17 protein-coding genes and 1 pseudogene are annotated in these 18276 nt (G+C 46.8%); 3 read left to right on the top strand and 15 right to left on the bottom strand.

Annotated features, from left to right (window positions below; translation table 11 throughout):
• Positions 1 to 756: 756 nt before the first annotated feature.
• The 3 genes from mprF to A3842_RS02455 are packed head-to-tail and all read right to left on the bottom strand — an operon-like array spanning position 757 to position 4929.
• Positions 757 to 3405 carry a bifunctional lysylphosphatidylglycerol flippase/synthetase MprF gene (gene mprF, locus A3842_RS02465; RefSeq protein ID WP_074100311.1) on the bottom strand — a complete coding sequence of 883 codons (2649 nt, stop codon included), beginning with the start codon at positions 3403 to 3405 and terminating at the stop codon, positions 757 to 759.
• A 46-nt stretch (positions 3406 to 3451) separates the two neighbouring features.
• Positions 3452 to 4213: an ABC transporter permease gene (locus A3842_RS02460; protein ID WP_074100310.1), complete on the bottom strand. Its 762-nt coding sequence runs from the start codon at positions 4211 to 4213 to the stop codon at positions 3452 to 3454.
• Positions 4210 to 4929: an ABC transporter ATP-binding protein gene (locus A3842_RS02455; RefSeq protein WP_074100309.1), complete on the bottom strand. Its 720-nt coding sequence runs from the start codon at positions 4927 to 4929 to the stop codon at positions 4210 to 4212. The genes A3842_RS02460 and A3842_RS02455 overlap by 4 nt, the downstream gene beginning before the upstream one ends.
• Positions 4930 to 5085: 156 nt before the next feature.
• On the opposite strand from A3842_RS02455, the gene A3842_RS02450 reads away from it, so the two are divergent.
• Positions 5086 to 5943: an alkaline phosphatase family protein gene (locus tag A3842_RS02450; protein WP_074083978.1), complete on the top strand. Its 858-nt coding sequence runs from the start codon at positions 5086 to 5088 to the stop codon at positions 5941 to 5943.
• Between the two features lie 21 nt (positions 5944 to 5964).
• On the opposite strand, the gene bacA is transcribed toward A3842_RS02450, so the two are convergent.
• The 9 genes from bacA to A3842_RS02405 all read right to left on the bottom strand — a co-directional run bounded on the left by bacA (position 5965) and on the right by A3842_RS02405 (position 13825).
• A complete protein-coding gene (gene bacA / locus A3842_RS02445) occupies positions 5965 to 6783 on the bottom strand; it encodes an undecaprenyl-diphosphate phosphatase (RefSeq protein ID WP_074083977.1) in 819 nt (272 codons plus the stop codon).
• A gap of 125 nt (positions 6784 to 6908) precedes the next feature.
• Positions 6909 to 7847, bottom strand: a complete 939-nt coding sequence (locus A3842_RS02440; RefSeq protein WP_074100308.1) for a hypothetical protein — start codon at positions 7845 to 7847, stop codon at positions 6909 to 6911.
• A 158-nt stretch (positions 7848 to 8005) separates the two neighbouring features.
• Positions 8006 to 8785: a COG4705 family protein gene (locus A3842_RS02435; RefSeq protein ID WP_074083975.1), complete on the bottom strand. Its 780-nt coding sequence runs from the start codon at positions 8783 to 8785 to the stop codon at positions 8006 to 8008.
• Between the two features lie 62 nt (positions 8786 to 8847).
• The gene (locus A3842_RS02430; protein WP_074083974.1) at positions 8848 to 9597 is read right to left on the bottom strand and encodes an ABC transporter permease; all 750 of its coding nucleotides are present in this window, start codon (positions 9595 to 9597) and stop codon (positions 8848 to 8850) included.
• Positions 9572 to 10327: an ABC transporter ATP-binding protein gene (locus A3842_RS02425; RefSeq protein WP_074083973.1), complete on the bottom strand. Its 756-nt coding sequence runs from the start codon at positions 10325 to 10327 to the stop codon at positions 9572 to 9574. Before A3842_RS02425 ends, A3842_RS02430 begins: the two co-directional genes overlap by 26 nt.
• Positions 10328 to 10498: 171 nt before the next feature.
• Positions 10499 to 11188, bottom strand: a complete 690-nt coding sequence (locus tag A3842_RS02420; protein WP_074083972.1) for a response regulator transcription factor — start codon at positions 11186 to 11188, stop codon at positions 10499 to 10501.
• On the bottom strand, positions 11185 to 12651 hold the full coding sequence (locus A3842_RS02415; RefSeq protein WP_074083971.1) for a sensor histidine kinase: 1467 nt from the start codon (positions 12649 to 12651) through the stop codon (positions 11185 to 11187). Before A3842_RS02415 ends, A3842_RS02420 begins: the two co-directional genes overlap by 4 nt.
• 87 nt (positions 12652 to 12738) lie before the next feature.
• Complete coding sequence (locus tag A3842_RS02410; protein WP_074083970.1) at positions 12739 to 13353, bottom strand: DedA family protein; 615 nt, start codon at positions 13351 to 13353, stop codon at positions 12739 to 12741.
• A gap of 19 nt (positions 13354 to 13372) precedes the next feature.
• Positions 13373 to 13825, bottom strand: coding sequence for a divergent PAP2 family protein (locus tag A3842_RS02405; RefSeq protein ID WP_244169744.1), 453 nt, complete (start codon positions 13823 to 13825; stop codon positions 13373 to 13375).
• Between the two features lie 174 nt (positions 13826 to 13999).
• On the opposite strand from A3842_RS02405, the gene A3842_RS02400 reads away from it, so the two are divergent.
• Positions 14000 to 14719 (top strand): hypothetical protein, encoded by a 720-nt coding sequence (locus A3842_RS02400; protein ID WP_074100307.1) that lies wholly within the window; start codon positions 14000 to 14002, stop codon positions 14717 to 14719.
• Between the two features lie 311 nt (positions 14720 to 15030).
• Positions 15031 to 15528, top strand: a pseudogene (locus A3842_RS02395) (C40 family peptidase); the annotation flags it as partial.
• A gap of 221 nt (positions 15529 to 15749) precedes the next feature.
• Here the strand turns inward: A3842_RS02395 and A3842_RS02390 are convergent.
• The 3 genes from A3842_RS02390 to A3842_RS02380 form a co-directional block, all read right to left on the bottom strand.
• Positions 15750 to 17111: a sensor histidine kinase gene (locus tag A3842_RS02390; protein ID WP_074100306.1), complete on the bottom strand. Its 1362-nt coding sequence runs from the start codon at positions 17109 to 17111 to the stop codon at positions 15750 to 15752.
• Entirely contained in the window at positions 17108 to 17812 is a 705-nt protein-coding gene (locus tag A3842_RS02385) for a response regulator transcription factor (RefSeq protein WP_074100305.1), read from the bottom strand. Before A3842_RS02385 ends, A3842_RS02390 begins: the two co-directional genes overlap by 4 nt.
• 81 nt (positions 17813 to 17893) lie before the next feature.
• Positions 17894 to 18151, bottom strand: coding sequence for a PepSY domain-containing protein (locus A3842_RS02380; protein WP_074100304.1), 258 nt, complete (start codon positions 18149 to 18151; stop codon positions 17894 to 17896).
• Positions 18152 to 18276 lie beyond the last annotated feature (125 nt).

Genomic DNA, 18276 nt, shown 5'->3' with positions numbered 1-18276 from the left:
CATATATATTGAACATTCATATAGGGAGTTTGATCGTGGTAGCGGAAAATGCTTGTACTTTCATTCACGTCTCCAAAGAACCATAGTGAGTTACTTTGAATAAGTTACCTCCACCAATCGAAATTTCCACCTATAACTAAAAACCTGCGTACCTACTCTAGTTGGGCTTAAAGCAATAAAAAATATAGTTAGTTTACACCTCCAAATAAACTTTACTTCTTCCCTTGTATCTATCAGCAGATTGAAAATATAGGGATTTATTTCAAATATCACCTATAAATAGGATCATCGGATTTTCACCTTGCTTTATGTATATCTGTTCAGTTTAATTCATATTAATCCATCCTGATAACCATTTTGATTGCATTGGCTGGAACACCAACTTTGTAGCTCCAAAGATCAGATACACGGCCCTCGTCTACAATGGAAAAGCGGAACATGGTCGCACAAGTGGCGCTCCCTTTCGAATATGATCTATGACCGCTGCCGGATCTAGCGCAGCCAGCGGTTCCAGCAGCTGTATCCAGCTCAATTCATAGCTACATTTAGTAATTAGTAGAGATAAAGAAACGAAATAATTACACTGATCGAAAAAATCCTTTTCTAGTACTAATTCCCCCAGGAAGCAGAATAAACATTTCTGCATAATATTCCGGAAAAAGTTCAATAGAAACAACAACCAACAAAGATCAGATTCACGGAGTTGTTCCAAATTCAATAATGATTCTATCACCCAGCTTAAGGACTCTACGGCAATTACCCCTTTTTGGGCCGGCGGGCAATGAGCCTTACCAGCTCCAGCAGAAGGATCGGCAGCGAAACCGAAGAAGGATACGCGAGATAGCGGGGCTCCCAGACTGGAGAGAACTTTTCTTTGTATTTTCTAAGGCCCAGGAATCCATACCAATGGCCTCCATGCTTAAAAACTAAATGGGCAAGCTTCTCTTCCCGGATGGCGGACTGAGTTTGCCCTACGCTTGATAGCGGGGCCATGCCTAAATTAAAGTATGCATACCCCTGTTCCTTTGCCCATTTTAATAGGCTGACAAATAAATGATCCATGGTTCCGTTAGGCGTAACCGGGAGATGGCGCATGAGATCCACTGACAGTGTGTCGCCATTATCATAGCTGGGTGCCAAAGAGGCAAACGCAATGATCTCACCACTTGGACTATACAATAAACTGAGTGTGGATTGCTGCAAGTAGTCCGCATCGAACCAGCCGAGCGAAAATCCCTTTTCCTTTTTTCCATCCAGCCACTTTTGCGAAATTTCATACAGCTGTTTCATTAAATCCTCTGGATGAGGAGGTTGTACTACCTCAAAGCGGAAGCCCTCACGTTCGAACCGGTTAGTAACGCTACGCAGATTTGCGCTTGGTTTACCGCTAAGGGTAAAGTGTTCCAAAGAAACCAAAGCCTCTTCACCCAATTTAAAGAAACGGTAGCCATTCTCATGATAAATTGGAAGGTAATGCGGAGAAACCTGGTAGAACACAACCGTTAAATCATAAAGATCTGCAAAGCGCTGACTTTCCTGAATGGCTTCACTGACCAAATTCTCTTTACCTATGGGATCACCAAGAACGACGAATTCCCTGCGGACAATAGCATAGGGGATCAACACCTGATCGTTGCATGCCCAAAAAAAGCTTTTATCTCCGGCAAATAATACGTGGGTCAGCAGGTTGCCTTGTTCGTGCTCAAGGAATCTGTGCAATCTGGCCCGTTCTGCAGCAGAAGCCCCTTTATTGGCTAACCGGTTTGGCCTAAGAATGAAAAAAAGTGTGATCAGCAGCCAAGCCATTACCAGACCTGCAATTGCAGCCGCAGCATGCTGTTTCGGATTAATAAGCCACATTAGCTTCGCACTCGAAGACCAATGCTTAAGGATCGCAGGCGGAATCCCCGTAGCAATCAAATCGTAGACATAGGCAGCGAGAAGCGTTACAAGCCCCCAAAGGGCTGCTTTTCCTTGATCAAAGGGTGTAGCGACTCTGAAAAACCGGTTTCGTGATACCCACAGCAGCAATGCCACGATGAGCAGGAAGATCGCTTCCTCAAAATCAAACGCCTTGGTAAATGTGAACAGTGCACCGGCACAAAGAAAGAATAGAGTCAGCCGGTACGCCCGCTTTACCCGATGCGAAATTCCCCAGGAAAGTACGAGCAGCAATAGGCCAATGATTACACTTAATTGATGGGACAACCTCATCAGTGGAGCCGACAGCAGCTCCTCGGTAAATTGCAGCCGATTGAGCAGACCGGGTGTAGCGGCAGAGAGTAAAAGCACGATGCCACTTGCAAATACAAGCTTGCCCAGCGACCAAGCCCCGATCTCCCCGACAACTCCGAGCCGGGTTGGAAATTGCCATATCTTTTGCCAGTTGTTCAACACGCTCTCGAAGCCCACATTGTCCCGCCCGCTCTCTCCTTCACGCTCCCTGGCAAAATCAAATGCAGCTAGAATAAGACCGATCACCCAAGGGAAAAGGTAGTACAGCAAACGGAATAGAACAAGGACGGCAGCCGTCTTGTCGGATGGGTAACCCAATTGTTGGAGTCCCAGCAGAGCGGTTAAATCGAAGCCGCCGATACCGCCCGGAGCCATACTGAGCAGGCCGGTAATCGCTGAGAGTGTATAGATGCCAAGTGCCTGAGCAAGAGAAAGTGCAGGAAGAAAGCAGGAGCCGATGAGCCAGAAGGAAATTCCCGCAAAAGCCCACTCCAATAAGGAAGCGCCAACAGAGGCTACGATTGTAGCTGCATTCATCCGGGGCAGGTTCCGGTTCAACCACTTTGCGTAAAATGACGTACGCTGCAATATCAAGTACCCAGGTAAATACAAGGCGGTTGCCCATACCGCATAGATCGTCCAGGGATGAGATTGTAGGACAGGCTTCATAGGCAATACGCCGAGAATGCCAGCCCATGAGAGTACAGAAAGTCCGGTTATTGTAATTGTGGAGAGGAAAGCGATGGATGCAGTAATGGTCTTCGCAGGAATTTTCCGCTTTCGGTATAGGAATGTCCGCAAAGCGGCTCCGGCAATCCCGGAGAAGCCGATGACACTATTGGAGGTATTAGCGATCCATGAATATCGAAAGGTCTCCCAGAAACGGAGTGGAATACGGAAATGACGCCGGAGAACAAAATCGTATAGACTAACCGCCGCAACCGAGATCAGCGCAAATCCAAACAGTAGAAGTACAGTCGCCGGCTTCATACGGTGAAGAATGTGAAGAGTGCCGACCCAGTCAATTCTTCGGAATTCCTTCTTCCCCTCCCAGTAAATGAACAAAATCACCGCTGCAGGAATAATGATCTGAACCAGCTTATAGCGGTAAAGAGCTGAGAAAAGCTGTACAATCTGCAATCGTCGAAGAATTTCCCCGAACCTTTTCATAGGCACCCCTCGCTTTCTCCACCTATGCTTCCCATTTTTATAGTGCTTAATCCACATTACCAAGCAGCTTCAGCCGCAGATCAGCGGTGAAGAACAGCCGGTAGATCAGCATGCTCAGCAGCATGCTCGTAATTGCCGCAGACGCGGTGAAGGAGAACACAATAAGAATCTGGTAACGCACGGCTATTACCGGATCGGCTCCGGCAATAATCATCCCGGTCATCATTCCGGGGAGCTGAACAAGGCCCACCGTCTTCATGCCGTCAATCGTAGGGATCATACTGAATTTCACGGCTCTCGCCCTAACCTTCTGCATGGCCTGCTGAGCCGTGGCTCCAAGCGACAGCAGCGTTTCGATTTCTCCCTTGTTCTGCTGCATTTCATGCTTGAGGTGGTTGATGAACAGCCCGGAGACGACCATTGCACTGCCGATGGTCATTCCGCTGATTGGAATGATATACTGCGGTGTGGCTTTGATAATATGCAGGCCAAGCAGTATCCCCATCATCAAAAGCTCCATAGCTAAAATCGCCACAGCAATTCTCCAGACCAGTCCGGGCAATCCCTTCCCTCTCTTGGCTGCATTCCATGAGGCGACACCGATCATAAAGACAATAATCAAGGCGACATAAATCATATGCTCAGCCTGGAAAATAAACTGCAGCACGTAACCAACTGCCAGGAGCTGAATCGCTGACCGTATGGTTCCAACGGCAATATCTTTTTCCAGGCCGAGCTTTTGCCAGATGGAGACCAGCATGGTTCCCATAACAAACAGAAGGGTAAAGCTTAGTGCGGTTAGTGTCATGAATGCACGGCTCCTCCCACGGGCTGATCAAAGAAAGCAGCACTGCTGTATTCCTGCATCCCGCCTTTGTCTATAACCCAGGTTCGATTGCTGATTCTATGGGCCTGCTCCAGATCATGGGTGACCCAAATCAGGGTTGTTCCTTCTTCCTTATGCCGGTTCATCAACAGTGCTTCGACCTTCCTTGTACTGTCTATATCCAGTGAGGCTGTGGCCTCATCCAGCAAAAGAATGCTTGGCCGAAGCAGCAGCGTGCGGATCAATGAGATGCGTTGTTTCTCCCCGCCGGAGCAATCCTCTGCTTTTTTGGCAAGGTCCAAGTGGTCAAGTCCAAGCTGTTCCATAAGCTGTGCACCAAGTGCAGCATCATAGGGCTGTCCATGCAGTCTGCTGATCGTACGCAAATTATCCTCGATGCTGCCTGGCAGCATTACCGCTTGTTGGGCCACATAAGCAACCGCCATTCGCCATTCACGCGGATTTGAATTTTTAAATGAAGCGCCGTTCAGCAGCAAATCTCCTTCATCTGGTATGTCCAGCAAGGCCAATATCCGCAGCAGTGTGCTTTTCCCCTGTCCAGAAGCGCCGATAAGCGCAACCCGCTCCGGCTTGGTGATTTCAGCAGAGATACGTGAGAACAAATACCTGCTCTCCCCCTGCGCTCCAGCCTCCCAATTGAATTTGGCCAGATTATGTATTTCAAATACAGCACTCACAGTGCATCTCTCCTCTCATTAAATCTATCAATAATCAGCACCCTATATTATAAGCATTCAGTCCATCACATACATGAGGCTAGTTAATAAAGTTTTAATAAATGGAGTTTAGTATGAAGAGTATTCCAGTAGGCTGCCCAGAAAAGAGGAGGAAATATGTTTAAATCGAAATTAATCATAGCTTCAATAGCTTTATGTACTTTGGGAGCGAGTTCCCTCGTTCATCCCAGATCAGCAACTGCTGCCCAGCCGGTCCCGGCTTCAAAATCTGCGTATGATCATATTGTCATAGTAATCGAAGAAAATCATTCCTCACGGAAAATTCTGAATAACTCTTCAGCTCCATATATGAACAGCTTGGCTAAACAAGGATTGAGCCTCACCAATCACTATGCCATCACGCATCCAAGTCAGCCGAATTATATTGAGCTGTTCTCCGGCTCCAATCAGGGTGTAACAGACGACTTGTCCCATCCCCCGACGAACCATGCCAATTTGGCTTCTGAGCTTATTAGTCACGGGTATACCTTTGGCGGCTATTCAGAAGGCCTGCCCGAGGTGGGATATACCGGTCCTTATGACCTGAGAACAAAATATGCAAGAAAACATAACCCTTGGGTCAATTTCTCCAATCTGCCGTCCAGCATCAACATGCCGTTAACCAGCTTTCCCAAGGATTTCAATCAGCTCCCGACCGTTTCTTTTGTCATACCGAATCTAAATAATGACATGCATGACGGCAGCATTAAGACTGCGGACCAGTGGCTCAAGAGTCATCTGTCTGCCTATGCCGGCTGGGCCGCTAACAACAATAGTCTTCTTATCGTTACCTGGGATGAAGATGATATGAGTGAGCATAACAAAATACCAACCTTTATAGTTGGCGCTAAGGTCAAGAAAGGCTCTTATACCATAAAAACTAATCATTACTCATTGCTCCGCACCCTTGAAGATATGTATGGACTGAACACCCTTGGAAAAAGCAAAGATGCCCAGCCCATCAAAATAAGGTAAGAATGCAGAACAAACCTTAAATTATTTGCTGATCAGATAGATTAAAAATACTGCAGCAAGCACAAACCGGTAGTACGCAAACGGTGCGAGCTTCAGCCGTTCAAGCAGCTTCAGGAAGGTAATCACGGCGAGTAGGGCAAGGGCAAAGGCGACAATAAATCCGGTGATAAAAAATCCGGCGTCGGCTGCCGTTAGGGTATGGTAGCTTTTTAGCAGCTCATAACCGCTTGCGGCTACCATCATCGGAATGGCAATGAGGAAGGAGAAATTGGTTGCCGCTTTGTAGCCCGCACCTGCCAGCAGGCCCCCGGCAATCGTTGCTCCCGAACGGGAGAAGCCCGGCCATAAGGACAGGCACTGGAACAAACCGATGGTGATCGCTTGCTTGTAGGATAGCTGATCAATATTCTCTGCCTGTACTGCAGTGCGTTTGTATTGACCAAGCAGCATGAACAAGCCTCCCATAACAAGTCCTGCGAGCACTGTATAGGGAGAGAACAAATACGTTTTGATGAAGGAATGAAGGACGAGTCCCAGCACCATAGCAGGCAAGCAGGCCAGGATAACATGGATCAGGTTCAATTTCTGCTTCGCATTCGTATTTCCATTCTCGGAATCCACTTTTACTAATCCCAGCAAGCCAAGAATCCGCCGCCAGTAAATGACTGCCACGGCAAGAATGGCTCCAAGCTGAATAATGATTTCAAAGGTCTCTGCTTTTTCTCCTTTGAATCCAAGGAGCTCTCCGCTTAAGATGAGATGGCCTGTGGAGGATACCGGCAGAAATTCTGTAATCCCCTCGACAATGCCTTGAATGATAGCAATGATGTAATCATGCATGTATAGCTGGCTCCTCTCTGCTGTAATTATTGATAGGGCTATTCATAGAAGCGCGGATAAGAACAATACTGCTCTTATCCGCGTCTTTCTAATATTTTCACAAAAAAGTTGTCAGCTACTCCGGCTTATTCGTGATGTCTGCCCTCATGATCGTCCTTCACCTGCACCACTTGCTTACCTGTTAAGTCAACCGAATCAGGAGTTGTTCCATTAATAGCAGACAACTGGACATCCAGGCTAGCAGTTAATGTATGTGAAGCTCCTTGGGCATCCTGTCCGGTAAAAGTGATGTCAAATTGCTGGCGCTGAATTTCATTGGCAGGACTAATTACCGCATGCAAGCTGAGGCTTTGAATCTGGACGCCATTTGTCAGAGCAATATCCTTGGCGTTAAACAGACTTTGCCGAAACAGCTTCTCAGGATCGCTTGGCTTCGCTGCTCTGCCGCTCTCAGTGGAACGCTCCCATTTGGACTGTTCCGAAAGATGTTTGAAAGCAACCGGTGCAAGGGCTTGCACCACAGCCGGGATTTGTGCGTTGTCTAGCTGGAGTGAAATATCCTTGGAACCGTCCTCTCCCGTAGTGGATGTGATCTCATTCTTCAAATTTCCGATCAATGCATCAATGACCGTCTCTCCCTGGGAGCTGAACCAAGCCTTGTCCTTGGTCTCCTTCCCTGCTTTCCGATGATCCTCCCTATCCTTGTCCTGCTTCACATAATAAATATCCGAAGCATCGCTCTTCCAGACTTGCCCGTCAGGCTGACTGTAAAGACTGATAGTCTGGGCATTTGTTTTCCCGCTGATCTTGACGGTTCCGCTCACGGCTTCATTTTGCCGACTTGCCTTCAAGTTGCTCTGGGCCTGGCTAATCAGGGAACCATTGTCCTTAAGAACCGCATCTGCCTGAACCGTAACACTTGTCAGATTCTGCGTGGTATTCTTGAGCGCAGCCTTGTAATCATCATAACCCGAGGTCCCTGCAAACGCAGTAAGTCCAGTAGCTAACATTACAACACCGCTAATCCCAACTGCACTTCCGGTCAATAGCCACTTCTTCTTCATTCTTGAACCTTCCTTCCAATGCTGAATTTTCTTGCAATCCAAGCCTAAGCGATAATCCTAAATTCGCAATGAAGAGACTATTAAATAAATCTTAAATTATTAGGCACTACAGGATTCAGATTGGAATTCTTAATTCCATATGAACTCTGAGACTGAATCTATAGTAAAACCTGGTCTTTCTTGGTTTTCGTCAAGTAAAGGACCAGTCCCAGGATGATTGCGATAAAGATGATACTGGTACCGGTAGTACCCAGCTGGAGTCCGCCTTCGCTGCGGGGCTGCGACAGATAATCACCCAGCGACGCTCCCAAAGGGCGGGTCAGTATATAAGCCATCCAGAAGGCTGTGACAGCGTTCAGCTTGAGGCGAAAGTGCGCCAGCGTTACGGCACCAATCAGTGCGGCAAAAATGACTGCCGAAATCCAGTACCCGAGATCCAGACTTTCGGCAACAAGATCTCCGGCTGCGGTACCCAGGGCAAACGTAAAGAGAATGGCCAGCCAGTAAAAGGCTTCCCGTTTTTTTGTGGTAATCGAATGGATCGACAGGGTCTTCTCATTGGCGTACCAAGCCACAAAGGTTACAACCAGCGCCAGTGAGAAGTAAATTGTCGTTGATTCCAGTGGCACTCCGAGATTGTCTACAAGGTTGTCAGTAATCAGTGTCCCCACTACGCTGATCAGTACGACGGCCAGCCAATATAACGAGGGTACGTATTTGGTAGAGGACATCTGAAAGAAGAGTGAGATGATCAGCAGGCCGGTGATCACCAGGGTGGTGAGCGTTAAGCCCCAATTCAGGTTGAAATTCAGAAAGTCTGCTGCTGTTTCTCCCACCGTGGTGGCCATAATTTTAATGATCCAGAAAAAAATCGTAACCTGTGGAACCTTGCTCCATATTTGGCGTTCATTCATATCCAATGCTTCTGCTCCTATCATTGAAGGACTCCCCTTTCATTTGTAACCTGAATTGTGGTATTTCCACCTGCGCAACTTCCTGGCTATACCTCCTTCCGGTCAAAAAAGATATAGCCCAGCGTTACAAACAAAAACAAGCCGGACAATAAGAATAAGGTGGTGGTGGCAAGTCTGCCCGTGGAAACGGTATGGCTTAACCATAGTGAATACCAGTCTGTATAGGATGTTATTGAAAAAAAAGCGAAGCCGTTAATCAAGTAAGGAACCGTTTTGGCCCCGGTGTATAACAGAATGGAAAAAACAAGAAATCCTGCGGCACTGCGGAAAAATTGAGCCGTAAATACGAACAAGGCTGCAAGAGACCACATAGACAGGAACGCAGCAGCGTAGGCTTTCAACAGACTGAAGATATGGAGACTGCCCGTACCCGGAGTCCCGAACAGCAGGTTGCACAGTGTGCTTGCCGTTCCCAAGAGCAATAGCAGAATGCCGATGGCTATGCCAAGAACAAGAAATTTGGCAGTGTATACTCCGAGTCTTGTGACTGGCCGCAGCAGCGCCAGCTTCAAGGTACGTGATGAAATTTCCTGTGGGAATAAATCAGCAATCTCCACCATCATGAACAAGGGGATCAAGAAGACGGTGTATATCTCCAGCATTTGAACCGGATAGGAAGGACTGACGGCAACAATCCCCAATATCGGCTGCAGAGAATGGAAAAGTAAAATCAGCAGTACTGGAAGGATGACGGATACCAAGATGAAGATGATAGTTTTTTTGCGGTAGATCATGAGCTGCAGTTCGTTTCTAATTGCTGCTGTTAAGCCCTCCATTATCCATCAGCTCCTTTCCCTTTTGCAGCTCGGCAATGTAATATTGCTCGAGAGAAATATTGTCCGCAAGCAGTTCATGCACATTCCCTTCACGTACCAGCACGCCTTGATGCAGAATGCCCACTCTGTTGCAGAGCTGTTCCAATTCATGAATCATGTGGCTGGAAATCAGAAAGGTGATTCCCTGTTCAGCCGATAATTGCTTAACCAGAGCACGAAAATGAACTACGCCTTCAATATCCAGTCCATTGGTTGGCTCATCCCAGATCACAAATTCCGGGTAGTGCAGGATGGATGAGGCCATGGCCAGCTTTTGCTTCATACCAGTGGAGAAGTGTCTTATTTTCTCTTTGGCAAAAGCGGCCAGACCCACGGCTTCCAGCACTTCATCCAGCCGCTGGGGCGGCAGCTCCGGATAGAAGCTTGCATTCAGCTTTAAATATTGGCGTGCTGTGACATAATCGTAAAAATCGGCGGATTCGATCATGCAGCCTACCTTCCTCATACTCGATGCGAAGGATTGATCCAGATCTTGTCCAAACAATGAAATGCTCCCAAAGCTCGGAGTAAGCAGTCCGGTCAGCATTTTCAGAAGCGTAGTTTTACCTGCACCATTGGGTCCGAGTAATCCGTAGATATCTCCCTTGCTCAGTGTCAAATTCACACCGCTAATCCCTCTACCGCTATGGAATTCTTTGCTCACTCCTGTCAGCTTGGCTATGCTTTCCATGCCTTCTCCCCCTTGGCGTAACCTTTTATCCTTTTCCAGTAAGCTTTCACGCTAATTTAGAGTAAAGGATAAATCTAAAATACCTGTGAACAGACCCTTAAATAATTCTTAACTCCGGAGCACACAAAAAAAGCCAAAGCATCCCGAAGGCTTTGGCTTTTTTGCTTATATTCAGGAGCGGAACCGATATCCGGCGCCCCAAAGTGTTTCGATGTATAGCGGATTGGCAGAATCCTCTTCGATTTTCTCGCGGAGCTTGCGGATATGCACGGTTACCGTCTGGGTATCTCCGAGAGAGTCAACTCCCCATAGCCGCTCAAAGAGCTGATCCTTGCTGAATACATGATTGGGATGTAATGCAAGAAAGTAGAGCAGATCGAATTCCTTCGTGGTGAGCGACACCTCCTCATCCCGGACAAAAGCACGGCGGGAGTCCGGATTCAGTCTGAGCCCCCTGATTTCCAGCTCACTCGTGGATGATCCCCGGCCCTTGAGGCGGTCATATCGGGACAAATGGGCTTTTACTCTGGCAACCAGTTCAGCGGGTTTAAAGGGCTTGGTCATATAATCATCCGCTCCAAGACCCAGCCCGCGCACAATGTCGATATCCTCCCGTCTGGCGGTGACCATCAGGATAGGAATATCAAGCTCGCCGCGAATCCTTTTGCATACCTCGAAACCGTTCAGCTTGGGCAGCATGACATCCAGCACAATGAGCTCGAACTTCCCGCTAAGGCTGAGCTCCAGGCCTTGTTCTCCGTTTACGGCGATTTCGGTCTGATATCCATTCATCTCCAGATAATCCCGCTGAAGCTCGGCAATCGAAGGCTCATCTTCCACAATCAATATCGTCCGCTTCATTCTCCTGCGCCTCCTTCTTCGATCGGTAAAACAATGCGGATCTCCGTCCCTGCGCCTTCCTTACTGTCCGCATGAATCGTTCCCCCATGCTCCAGAATAATCTGTCTGGCGATGGCAAGGCCCAGTCCGCTGCCGCCGGTATTCGTATTCCTGGACTGTTCCGCCCGGTAAAACCGTTCAAAGATATGCCCGGCCGCTTCCGGGGGAATGCCCGGCCCATTATCACCAATGGCCAACGTAAAGTTCTTTCCCTCAACCAGAGTCTGCACCGTGATTCTTTTCTCAGGCTTATCCATATACTTTAGACTGTTCTGAATGATGTTGCCTAGCACACGCTTGAATGAGTCACGGTCTACCGATATCCGTGCCGCTTCCCCGCCGTTCATATCAATTTGCAGATCAACCTCCTGTTTCTCCAGCTCCACCTCTAGCTCCTCAGCCCAGTCCTTCAGGAAGGGCAGAATGGGTACAGATTCAAAAGAAAAGGGCAGCTTCTGCATATCCAGCTTCGAGTACAGAAACAATTCATCAATCAGATGATCCATTTCACCGGCCTTGGCGGCAATCGTACGCATGTATTTTTCATTTTTTTCCGGCGAATCCGCCACGCCTTCCAATATTCCGTCCACATAGCCTTTAATGGCAGTGATGGGTGTCTTTAAATCATGGGAAATATTCGTGATCAGCTCTTTGCGATTGGATTCATATTGCTGCTGCATGAGAAGTGATTGCTGAAGTCTTGATCTCATTTCTTCAAAAGCCATCCCAAGCTGACCCAGCTCATCCTTGCTGTCAATTTTCACCCTGAAGTCCAAATTCCCCTCAGTCACTAGCCCCGCCGCTTCGCGCAGTTCCAGTAAGGGACGGATAATCTTTCTGGACATATAGGTGGTCAACAGCGTATGCGTCAGCAGCAAGATGACTACGGTAGAAAGGAACAGAATCGGAAAAAAAGTCCTCACGAAGTGAACCAGAGGATCCGTTTTGTTGATCAGAAAAATACTTACGGGCTCTGATGCTTTCGATAATAAGTCAAATTGAGCGATTTGATACCAGTCATTATTATACTTCTTCCGAAAAGGTTCTTCATGAACCCCTGCATTCTTGAAAGCTGGCAGTTCATCCAACAACCCCTGTTCAAGCAGAAGACCCTTTGAAGCATACAGTGTCTTCTGGTCAGAGCGGATGAATAGTGAAGTGTTCTTCTTGAGCATATCCGCTGACAAATCGTCCAAAAAAGCGGTGTCCGTAAGCAAATCTGTATTTTGCATAAAGGTGTGCTTGATCAGATTGCGGGTATCCCTCTCTTCAATACCTTCAAATTTATTCTCATATGTGCTTTTCAGGCTTTGTACATCACCATGATAGACGATTGTCAGCAGCGAGGCCGTCAGGAGAAGCAGGAGCAGCGGAACGATCAGCATTGCCGCATAAGACAGCCGAAATTTCAAACGAATGGACATATCCGGTAATCACCCTGTCTCTTATAGTTCCAGAATGTACTTATCATACGACATTTCATGCAGCATACGAAAGTACAAGTCGGAAACCTATGCCGCCCGTTCCTTTTTTCTGCGCAACAGCCACCATGCCAGCAGCAGCACCACAACTCCGCATATAGCATAGCTCACCGGATGTAAATACTGCTCTACAATGCTCCAGTTCCCTCCCAGCCGGTATCCGAGATATACAAGGGCGATGTTCCAGGGAATACAGCCAAGAAAAGTGAATACTACAAATTTCCAGGATTTCATGCCGGCAACCCCTGCAGGTAAAGAGATAAACGTCCTTATAAAAGGCAGCATCCGTGTGAAAAATACAGTTCCCTCCCCAAATCGCGCAAACCAGCGTTCCGCCTGTTCCAGATGATGTGCATTCAAAAGAATATATTTACCGTACTTATCGAGCAGCCTCCTGCCCCCGGCTCTGCCGACATAATAGGCAAGGATTGACCCGATGAGATTCCCAACGACTCCGGCAACAACAACTTCTGCAAACGATAGTGATCCCTGGGCAACCAGAAAACCGCCGCTGAGCATAATCACCTCACTGGGAATGGGAATGCAGGCGCTCTCCAGGATCATTCCGATCCAAATTCCCCAGATTCCCATTGTATCCACAAGGTGGAGCGCCGTTTCAGATATTGAGGCCAGCAGTTGCTGCATTGTTTCCCCTCCGTTTCATTTAGAAAATAGTATTCAATATAAAGCTGATTGCGACCCCCAGCACCAATCCGGCCAACACTTCAAGCGGTTGATGGCCGAGAAGCTCCTTGAGTTGTACTCCTGGCGTCTCATCTTTCGTGATCTGCGAAAGATTATTGCTTATCCGATTTAATAGAGCAGCATGCATCCCTGCATGACGGCGGACACCCGCGGCATCATACATTGTGATTGCGCATACGACCGAGGCAATGGCAAACAGAGAAGAATCAAAACCGTTAATAATCCCTACAGACGCTGCCAGAGATGCCGCCGCTGCAGAATGCGAGCTTGGCATTCCTCCTGTACTAAAAGCCAGAGCCGAATTCCAGGTTCCGTTACGAAAAAGGTTCAAGGGGACCTTGATAACCTGGGCCAGGATCATAGAGATTAAGGCGGATACAAGGGGGAAATTATAGATCGTATTCGTATGCAATGTCGGTAAACCTCCTGTTATCAACTGGGTCCGCTTAATCGAAGTGTAATGCCTATGTATAAACTGGTCATGAAACAAATCTTAAGCGTTTATTAACTTATTCATAACGGAAAATCCACCCTATGCTAAGAAGTATCTGTTATAGTGGAACAAAAAAATAAAGGGAGTTCAACCATGCTGAAGTTTAATGTACCCAAATGGTTATACTGCATATGTATTATTGGTATCGTACTGCTGATGATCCCCAAGTTTTCTTTTAATGATCCAGATACCTTCTGGCATATAGAGGTTGGCCGTTACATGATTGATCACGGACAAATTCTGCACTATGCAATCCATACTTTTTACGGAGACAAGCTGCCTTATGTGCCGCATGAATTCGGATTTCAAATTCTGGTAGCCCCGCTTTATTCAGCGTTTGGCTGGCCGGGGGTATACCTCTTGACTGCAGTTTGTTTGTTCTTTCTAGTGCTTGGACTATACCGGCTTGGCAAAGTATCGCGTAAAGAGCTAGGGCTTCAGGAAGAGCATGTTCTCTTGCTTCCATTTGCATTACTGATCTCCATCTGGATTTATTACAATTATTTTAAGGGCCGTCCGCAAATGATCTCTTCATTTATGATCGTCTGGTTTTTCGTTTATTTAAGGGAATACCAGCTGAAAGCCAAAGGGAAGTATGCCACTGCCATGATCATCCTTTCATGGATGACGGCCAATTTTCATGCGGGAGTATGGCTTGTTATTGCTGTATTTACAGGGATGGCGCTGTTTGAATCCTTACTAGATCAAACGATAAATTTGTCGTATTGGGCTGGACGGCCTTTGAGCGCTCTATGTATGGTTTTTCTGAATACCTTCCCGAAATTGTTGCTTATGATCATCCGGATTATGTGATTGTAAGCAATGGAATCTCTCGAAAGCTTTTCGAAGGATGGGTGAACCAATTTGGATAGCCTGTTTATAAAGGAGAAAATGGCAGTGTATTCGATTTCACAAAAACCACTGCCGGATCTGCTCAGTAAGGGTAGATCAATGTCCGAATATGTCAATAAGAACCTGATGTGAAAATTCTCATCATACTCTAATAAAAGGCGGAAAACCCTTACGACCACAGTTATCCATCAACGCTTAGCAATTTATGTTAAATTCAAGTGTGATAATGTTGGTTCAGGTGATCACCCAAACACAACAATGGGAGGTAACAGATGAACACAACTTACAAAAAAAACCGTTTCCGCAACTTTGGTATTGGAGTCAGCTTAGGTATAGCTTTACTTTCTGCCGGTACGGGCTTTTTGGATAACACGAATACAGCCTATGCTGCCACTGCTGCAACTACTGCAACTACTGCAGATCAAGTCATCTCAACTGGCCTGAAATATCAGGGGGTTCCTTATCAATTCGGTGCCAAAACAGGAAGAACCGATGCTTTCGACTGCTCCTCTTTTACACAGTTTGCCTTTAAACAAAATGGGATATCCATTCCCCGCTCTTCCAGACAGCAGTCCACAGTCGGAACATTCGTACCAAGAGATCAGCTCCAGCCTGGAGATCTGGTTTTCTTCTATTCCCCTATTCATCATGTTGCCATTTATATGGGCGATGGAAAATTGCTACACACGTTCGGAAAAGGGGGAGTTACAATTACTCCACTGAATACAGGCTGGTGGAATTCCCACTATAGAACAGCACGCCGGGTTTTGCCTTCGAATGGACAAACCGTTGTGAGCCCTGTTACGGACAGCAGCTTAGCAGCAGCTCTACCAGCCGCCCCTGCTTCAACACCTAATGTTCATCCTTCCTTCGATGATGAAGGCGGGCCGAACGATAATTAATAGTACAACAAACAAGCCGTTTCTGAACCTCAGAGACGGCTTGTTTGTTTAGCGAATAACAATTCTATCCGAATACCTGTCTCTTGCAGTCAAGTATTCCGGATGGATAGAGCCGTCGGTAGTTTCACTATAACCTCAGTTCCTGCACCCTCGTGGCTCTCAATCCGGATTTCCCCATGATGCTCTTCCACTATTGATTTTGCAATGGGCAGCCCAAGGCCGGTTCCGCCCGTCTTTCTGTGACGTGAGCTGTCGATACGGTAAAAGCGTTCAAACACTTGCTTTACCTCCCCTTGGGGGATCCCGATTCCGTAATCTTTAATAATGAATTGAACATATTCCTCTTGCTTGGTTAGATGTAATTCCACCGGGGCTGTGCTGTATTTCAAGGCATTGTCCAGTAAAATAATCAGCAGTTGTTTTATTTTACTGTGATCCGCTTGTATAACATTGTCCTTCTCCTTAGAATGTAGAATGATTTTTCTCGTGCTTAACTGGCTGAAGTGGGCGATCACCAGTTTACAGGTTTGTATCAGATTCACAGACTCTGGTGTAAATTGTCCGCCTTGCTGCGAAGAAGCCAGATTAAGCAACTGCTGTGTCATTATCCGCATGCGTTTGGTTTCCTCATATATGGACTTCACAGCTTCCTCTTGCACCTTCTTATCATGAGCTCCCCAGCGTCTCAGCATGTTCGAGTACCCCTCTATGATCATCAGGGTCGTATTGAGCTCATGGGAGGCATCGGAGACAAACTGCTGCTGATTCCAGAAGCTCTCCTCCAGCCTTTCCATCATCCGGTTAAACGTCTCTGTCATTTCATAGAGCTCATCACGGTTTTTCCCCTTGTAGGAAATCTTCATGAAGGCGAGGCTGCGTTCAATCTCCCTCATCGTTCTTATGCTGCTTGTAATCGGCCGGACAACGGTGCGCGAAAGCATGCTTCCACCCAGCATACAGAGCAGGACAGCTCCGAAGGTGGTTGAGGTCAGGATCGTCACAAGGATATTAAGATTAGTCTCCAAATCATCCATTTTCTCTGCAATCTCAAAGCCTCCCATGTCTCCGCTCGCGGTCTCCACTGGAATATAAACCATGAGTATCCGTTCGTCATCCTTTTGTAAAAGCTTGGTGCCTTTAGTTCTGTTATCGGTAACTGGCACCTCGTTCAAATCAAAATCTGCGCCGTTCGTAATCGTACGGACAGAACCAGGGATGGATATTCGAATGAGCGTATCTTCCGTTAGTGACTTGTATAGCAGAACATCTTGAGCCTCCGTGCTCATCGATTCCCCCTGTTCGATAACGGGCTCCCATTTGCTCAGGAGCATTTCACCCGCATTTTGGGTGGCACTCTTGATAAAAAGCGAATACACAGCAATATCCACGCATAATAAAATGCCGATAAGCAAAAGTGAGGTCAATAAGGTGATTTTCGTTCTAAGCTTCACCCCTCTTCCTCCTTGATGCAATAACCGATGCCGCGTATGGTTTTGATTAGCTTGTTCTTAAAGCCTGAATCGATTTTCTTTCTAACATAAAGAATATACACATCCACTACATTGGTATCTCCGACAAAGTCAAAACCCCAAACATGATTAATGATTTGTTCCCGGTTCAGTACATGGTTCTTGTTCTCTGTCAAAAAAACCAATAGGTCGAACTCTTTAGGGGTGAGCTCAATCTTTTGTCCTTCACGGACCACATCTCTTGTCTGTTTGTTGATCATCAGATTATCGATTTGGAGAAGATTAGACTCTTCTGCTGGATTCGGCAGGTTGCCGTGAAGCCTGATGTTTGCTCTAATTCTGGCCAGCAGCTCCTCTATTTCAAACGGCTTGGTAATATAATCATTTGCTCCCTGATCTAACCCTGTTACTTTCTCAGAAGTGGTATTTCGGGCGGTTACCATAATGACCGGAGTGTATGCATCCACTTTCCGTAGTCTTCTCAAAACTTCCACACCATTAAGTTCCGGAAGCATGATATCCAGGATGATGAGATTCCAGGCTTGTCCGAGCGCTTTATCCAACCCCTCCCTGCCGGTTTTGGCAACCTCAACATGGTAACCCTCATGAGTCAGCTCCAGTTCCAAGAGCCGGGAGATTTTTGCTTCATCATCTATAACCAGTATAGACTGCTCCACATTCATTTCTCCTTTTCCGCTGCGCTAAACCTAAAAAATGGACAGGAACTATCCACTTGGGAGTAGTATCCTGTCCAATATTATTTATTATTCATCAGCGGTTTCTGTATCTTCCGCTTGATTGCTGTCCGAATCCGAAGCGTCGGCTTTCTCTACTTTTACGATTTTCCCGGTTACCGCATCTACCTTCACCTCAGTGACTTCCTTCTTGTTGTTCGTAATTTCCACACTGTAGACAATAGCACCATTTTCGTCTTCAAGCTCTGTCTGGTTTACCGTTCCCTTCACCTGTTCGAGCGCAAGAGCATTACTTTTCTCTTTTGAAATTTTAGCCTGCTTCTCCAAGCCAGCTTCTTCCTTAGCGTCAGCTACCTCACCGTCTCCATCGGATGCCTCCTGATCATTAAGTTAAAGTCTTATTAGAGACACATTAGAAATCAGTTAGTATCCATTTTTAAGATTTATTTAAG

The organism is Paenibacillus sp. P3E, assembly GCF_001909045.1.
GTDB lineage: Bacteria > Bacillota > Bacilli > Paenibacillales > Paenibacillaceae > Paenibacillus_AQ > Paenibacillus_AQ helianthi.
This window is presented reverse-complemented; position numbering and strand designations above follow the sequence as displayed.